Genomic DNA, 5800 nt, shown 5'->3' with positions numbered 1-5800 from the left:
CGCGTGATCTTCCTTCAGCCCCTCCGCCACCCCCAGCACCTCCCGGTACCCGGCGGCGTTCACGCCGATCGCCACCAGCACCGACACGTTCTGGTACTCCCCGCCCCAGCTCCGCTTCAGCCAGATCCCGTCCAGGTACACGTACGGATACCGCCCCGCAATCGGCCGGTTCCGCCACGCCTCGATCCGCTGGTCCATCTGTTTGTTCAGATTGCTCACCGTCCCGGTGCTCACCCGCGTCCCCCACAGCGCCTCGCTGATGTCCTCCACCCGCCGCACACTCACCCCCGCCAGGTACATCTCCATCAGCGCCTCTTCCACCGACGTCTCCCGCCGCCGGTACCGCTCGATGATCGCCGTCTCGAACGGCAGCCGCCGCAGCTTCGGCATCTTCAACGCCACGTCGCCCACCCGCGTCTGCAGCGTCCGCTCGGAATGGCCCACCCGCGTGTCCGCCCGCGCCGCATCGTTCCGGTCTCCGCTCCGTCAACGGCGTTCGAGTCGTTGTCAGCGGCCACCTCGACCTGGGACATGGACACACCCGCGAAGCGGCGGGCAGTGTCGAACCTTTCTCCGAAGTCGTTTTTCATCGGAATTTCCCTCACCAAACAGCTTGGATTGACACAACCCAAATATTTTTGTGGAAAGGCATCCGTTCCTCCATGGACAATCACCGACCGCCCGGGGAGCGGCTGGTGTCCCCATTTAGCGGGTGCGGAAGGTCACCAACGTACTGTATAATCCTGTAGACTGAACCGCCACCCAAGAGGTGCATCCGTGATGAGTCTCGACCGGTTGCGTTGTTGGGTCCGATGTCTCGCCGGCCTGTGGCTGACTGTCGCCGTCGCCACTCTCATTGCCCAAGGGGCGAGTCCTGTGACTCCGGCCAAGGGAAAGGCCTACATCTGGGTTGGCGACATCAATCCGCCCTGGTATTCGCTGTTACTACGATCCGGGTTCGGGCAAGTCGATCCGTATAAGGAGTTGCAGCCGGTGATTGACGCCCAGCGCAAAAAGATGGAGGCGATGGGCTACCAGGTGACCGTCGTCGACACGGTCTCCGCCCACGACATCGAGAAGGCGATCCGCGACCCCCAGACCAAGGCCTTCGCCTTCTTCGGACACGGCGATGAAAACGTGGCCGGAACCATGTCCACGCTGGGTGGGGAGGACATCACCGCCGGCGACATCAAGGAGTGGGCGCAGGCAGCCCTGGCCGAGCGCATCGGCACTCCGGATATCTGGCGCAACCTGGATCCGGCCGAGCGGCGCAAGCGGATGGATGCCTGGAATAACGCCCACTTCAATTTCAAATACGTCTACATGCACACCTGCTACAGTCTCAAGGACAACAGCATGGTAGATGCCCTCATTGCCAACGACGGCGAATTCCGCGGATACAAGGCCAAGGCCTATCTGAAGGATGAATCCGTCGTCGCTAAAAACCAACTGGGCCGGCTGGAAGACCAGCTCAACCGGCTCCGGGAAGAGCACCGAACGCTCAAGGCCCAACTGGACGCTTCCGGGGGATATGACGAGGCCGCCTCGAAGGAGATGAAAGCCATCTACCAGGAATTCCTCAAGGTTCGTGCTGAAATCGAGAAAATGAAGGCCCTCCCGCAGTGATCCTCCGCCAGTCACCGATTCCCGGCGGGCGAGCCGGCTGGCGGATAATCCGTTAGCCCGGTCCCCAGGTTGAGGAGTTCTTTCAACCGGTGGCCATCAATCCGGCGAAGGTGCGGCCTGGCGAGTTCCGGCAGAACCGGCAGGAAGAGCAGGGTCCCCAGCCGTCCGATGCCCGGTATAGTCTCACCGCCCGCTCGCCTCGGATTGATGAGACGGTGCCAGGTTCTGTCACACCGGAGCGGCGAATCGGTGGATGGATGAACCGGTGGAACGCAAGGTGCCGGGCTCTGTCACAACGAGATTGCTCGATTGTATTTCCTGTGCCATCTGGTACATTCGCCCTGCAGGGAAATGATCCTCCGGAGGTGGAATTGATGGCGATACGAATCGTCCGCCTGGGCAGCCCGAGGGGCGAGGGCGAGGGCCTGCGCCTGGGCACCGTGCGCCGGCCTCCCCGCGGCGTTCCCAAATCCCAGTGGGCGTCGCGAGATTTCTACGACCTCTGGCTGCCGGACCTGGCGCCATCCGAGGAGCTGCTGCAGCGCGCCCGGCAGGCGGATGACGAACGCTCCTGGCAGGGCTTCGTCAAGCGGTATCGTGCGGAGATGAGACGACCCGAGGCCGTGCGCCTCCTGCAGTTGCTGGCGGCACTTTCCCGTCAGACCAACTTTGCGGTGGGCTGTTACTGTTCGGATGAATCCCGCTGCCACCGCTCGGTGCTCCGGGAGTTGCTGCGCGAGCAGGGCGCGGTTCTTGCCGGTGATCCGCGCGCGTGACGGTGCCCCGGTATCGGGTTTCACTCCTCCGGTTCACGCGATACAGCCGCGTCGTGATAGATGATCAGCCGTTCCTGAACAATCTGGCTGAAGCCGTTCCAAACCGGCTCGCGTGCCAGTTGAGCACCGCACGCTGACTGATGTGGACATCGACAACACATCGCGGGTATGAAGATGCTTACCAATCACGAGCGTGAGGGATGCCTGAATCAGGGATACTCAATCCGGAGGTTTGTGGCAAGGCAGACGAGGTGCTCAAGGCGGTCAGAGGCGGCAGGAGAGAAGGAAAGGAGGAAACTTGAGGCAAAAAGAAAGGCGAACCCGAAGGTTCGCCTTTCTTTGACTGTCAGACGGATCTAGCGGACCGGGTCGTTGTTGGTGTAATGGACAACCATCGAGTGGTTGATGTAGAAGTTCGGGTTGGCGGTGTCCTGGGCCGAAGCCGTCACTGTGAAGAACGTGGTGGTGGCTGTGCCGCTAAAGGTGTACCCGTCAAAATCACCGGTGCCGGAGGAGAACCGGGCATCCAGGAAAGCTTGGGAAGCCAGGTTGGCCAACGAGCCGTAGGTCCGGTTGGTGGACTTGGATGAGTACGCCACCTGGGCGGAGGCGATGTTGCGCAGGGTGGCCTGCGCGGCGGTGGCCTGGGCGGCGCGCTTGGATTCCAGCAGGCTCGGCACCGCGATGATGACGATGATGCCGATGATCACGATGACGATCAGCAACTCAATCAGCGAAAAACCTTTCTTATTCATACTACCTCCTTGGGGTAAATGTGATATTCCGATATCTTTCTTTAGCAAATTAGATACCAATAAATCCCGGTCCGCTGAAGCATGCGACACACGCAAAATCGATGGTTTGAACGATTTCATTGTGGCACCAGTCCCGAAAATTGTCAACGGAGTTGACAAAATATGTAAATCGTCGGAGACTCACTTTTCGATCCCCAGTTTCTGCACTCGGTGGCGAAAGCTGCGGTAGGTGATGCCCAGCAGACGGGCGGCCTCAACCTGAACGCCGTCGGCTTTCTGGAGCGCCATCAAAATAATCCGCTTCTCCACGTCCTCGAGAAACGGCTCCAGCTCGAAACCGGAATCGGTGATCGCTGACGGCATCGTCCCGGGTGGCGGGGCGGATGCCGCGGCGATATGCGCCAGGCGGTCAGCCTCCACCCGTTCGGATGTTTCCAGCGCCACGGCGCGCTCGATCACGTTTTCCAACTCGCGCACATTTCCTTTCCACTCCGCCATGATGAGCCGTTCCATGGCCGTCGGCGAGATGCCCCGGATGTTTTTGCCCATTTTCAGATTGAACCGTTTCAGGAAATAGTTGGCCAGGGCGGGGATGTCCTCCCGGCGGTCGCGCAGTGGCGGCAGGTGGATGGGGATCACGGCGATCCGGTAGTAAAGATCCTCGCGGAAGGAACCATCGCGGATCCGCTCCTCCAGATTCTTGTTGGTGGCCGCGACGATCCGCGCGTCGACGGGGATCTCTTCGGTTCCGCCCAGCCGGCGGATCCGTTTCTCCTGCAGCGTGCGCAGCAGTTTGACCTGCATGGCCGGGGTGGTTTCGGCGATTTCGTCCAGGAACAGCGTGCCGCGGTGAGCGACTTCAAACAGCCCGCGCTTGTTGGCGGCGGCGCCGGTGAAGGCACCTTTCTGGTAGCCGAACAGCTCGCTTTCCAGCAGGGTTTCGGGGAAGGCGCCGCAGTTGATGGAGACGAACGGGTTGTGCTTCCGTGGGCTTGCTTCGTGGATCGCCCGGGCGATCATCTCCTTGCCGGTGCCGCTCTCGCCGGTGATCAGAATCGTGCTGTCGGTGGGCGCGATGACCCCGATGGTTTTGTATATTTTGATCATCTGCGGTGACACGCCGATGATGGCCGGGGCTTCGGGCCCGCCAGCCGGGCCGGTTCCGACAGGCGATTTTTGCGCCGCCGGCTGCCGCAGGGCGTTCTGGACGATTTTCTTGAGGTCGTCGATGTCGAAGGGTTTGGTGATGTAATCGTAGGCGCCGAACTTGAGGGCGTCGATTGCGCTGTCGGCCGAGGCGAAGGCGGTGATGAGGACAAACAGCGTCTCGGGATACCGGTCGCGAACGTGTTGCAACAGTTCCAGACCGTTGCCGTCGGTGAGGCGCATGTCGCTGATCACGAGATGCACCGGCTGATCGGCCAGCACGCGCACCGCCTGGTCGATGGATTCCGCCGTGGCCACGGTGTAGCCTTCGTCGGTGAACACCAATTCGAGCAGCTCCCGCATGCTCAGCTCATCGTCGACGATCAACAGGTTCACTCCGGCACCGCCTCTCTCCGCGGATTCATCGTTTCCGTCGAAAACAGGATGCGCACCGACGTTCCCTGGCCGGGCGAGCTCTCCACCTCAATCCGGCCCCGGTGGTCGGAGACGATTCGGTACACGATCGCCATGCCAAGCCCCATGCCGCTGGGAAAGCGGCTCTGAAACGGCTCGAAGAGCTGCTGCAGCTCGGCCGGTTCCATGCCGCGGCCCGTATCGCGGAACTCTATTATAAGCCCCCCCTCCCGGAGACGGCAATCGATCCGCAACGTGCCCCCGGCGGGCATCGCCTTGATGGCGTTGGTGCACAAGTTCCAAAAGACCTGCTTGATCTGGTCAGGATCGCCGTGGAAATCCTGGCCGGACGGACAGCCGATGTACTCGAGGTGGTGCCCGTCGCGCACCTCCGGGCTGTTCTTGAAGAGAAAAATCGTCTCCTGCAGCAGCGCGCTGATGTCGAACACTTTCGGCGAAAAGCGACGCGGGCTGGCATACTGAAGAAAGTCGGTGATGATCCGGTCAAGCCGATGGGATTCGCGCAGGACGATGTCCATGAGGTGCCCCTGTGAGGATGAAAGCGTCAACTGGTTCTTGAGCACCTGGATGGAACCCATCATCGACGCCAGCGGATTGCGGATCTCGTGGGCGATGGCGGCGGAGAGATTGCCGATCGCCGCCATTTTCCGCTGCACCTCCAGCTCATTTTCCAGCCGCTTGATGTCGGTCAGATCCTGGAAGATGAACACATAACCTTCCACGCTGCCGCTGACCATGAGCGGCGAGATGGACAAACCCACATACATGGGGTTGGGTCCGACCTGCAGCCATTTCTCGCTACGGACCGGCCGGAGGTCTTCTCCGGAGTGATGGATTTCAGCCTGAACATCCGGGGAGAGGTCGAACATCGTGAGAGCGTTCTGGCCGTAGACCTCCTCGAGGGCGCGGCCAAGCAGGGTCAGTCCCATTTGATTGATCTTGACCACCAGAAACGAGCGGTCGGTGGTCAGCAGTCCGCTGCGGAGACTGGCCAGGATGGACTCGTTATACTCTTTTAGGTCCTGCAGCCGCCCCGTCTGCTGCTCCACTTTCAGCCGGGTG

5 protein-coding genes and 1 pseudogene are annotated in these 5800 nt (G+C 61.1%); 2 read left to right on the top strand and 4 right to left on the bottom strand.

From position 1 onward, the window contains the following. Positions 1 to 429, bottom strand: a pseudogene (locus tag GX414_06450) (IS256 family transposase). 564 nt (positions 430 to 993) lie between these two features. Here GX414_06450 and GX414_06445 point away from each other — a divergent pair. Both GX414_06445 and GX414_06440 read left to right on the top strand, forming a co-directional pair. Next, positions 994 to 1626: a hypothetical protein gene (locus GX414_06445; GenBank protein NLI46731.1), complete on the top strand. Its 633-nt coding sequence runs from the start codon at positions 994 to 996 to the stop codon at positions 1624 to 1626. Positions 1627 to 2000: 374 nt separating this feature from the next. Beyond that, positions 2001 to 2402: a DUF488 family protein gene (locus GX414_06440; GenBank protein NLI46730.1), complete on the top strand. Its 402-nt coding sequence runs from the start codon at positions 2001 to 2003 to the stop codon at positions 2400 to 2402. Positions 2403 to 2758: 356 nt separating this feature from the next. Here GX414_06440 and GX414_06435 read toward each other — a convergent pair whose 3' ends face one another. From GX414_06435 to GX414_06425, 3 genes are all read right to left on the bottom strand, one after another. Then, on the bottom strand, positions 2759 to 3157 hold the full coding sequence (locus tag GX414_06435) for a prepilin-type N-terminal cleavage/methylation domain-containing protein (protein NLI46729.1): 399 nt from the start codon (positions 3155 to 3157) through the stop codon (positions 2759 to 2761). A 180-nt stretch (positions 3158 to 3337) separates the two neighbouring features. After that, entirely contained in the window at positions 3338 to 4666 is a 1329-nt protein-coding gene (locus GX414_06430) for a sigma-54-dependent Fis family transcriptional regulator (protein ID NLI46728.1), read from the bottom strand. A gap of 29 nt (positions 4667 to 4695) precedes the next feature. Continuing rightward, the coding region (locus GX414_06425; protein NLI46727.1) for a PAS domain S-box protein at positions 4696 to 5800 on the bottom strand (1105 nt) is incomplete at its 5' end.

It is taken from the genome of Acidobacteriota bacterium (assembly GCA_012517875.1).
Classification (GTDB): Bacteria; Acidobacteriota; JAAYUB01; order JAAYUB01; family JAAYUB01; genus JAAYUB01.
The sequence above is the reverse complement of the archived record's forward strand: the minus strand, read 5'-3'. Positions and strand labels throughout refer to the sequence as shown.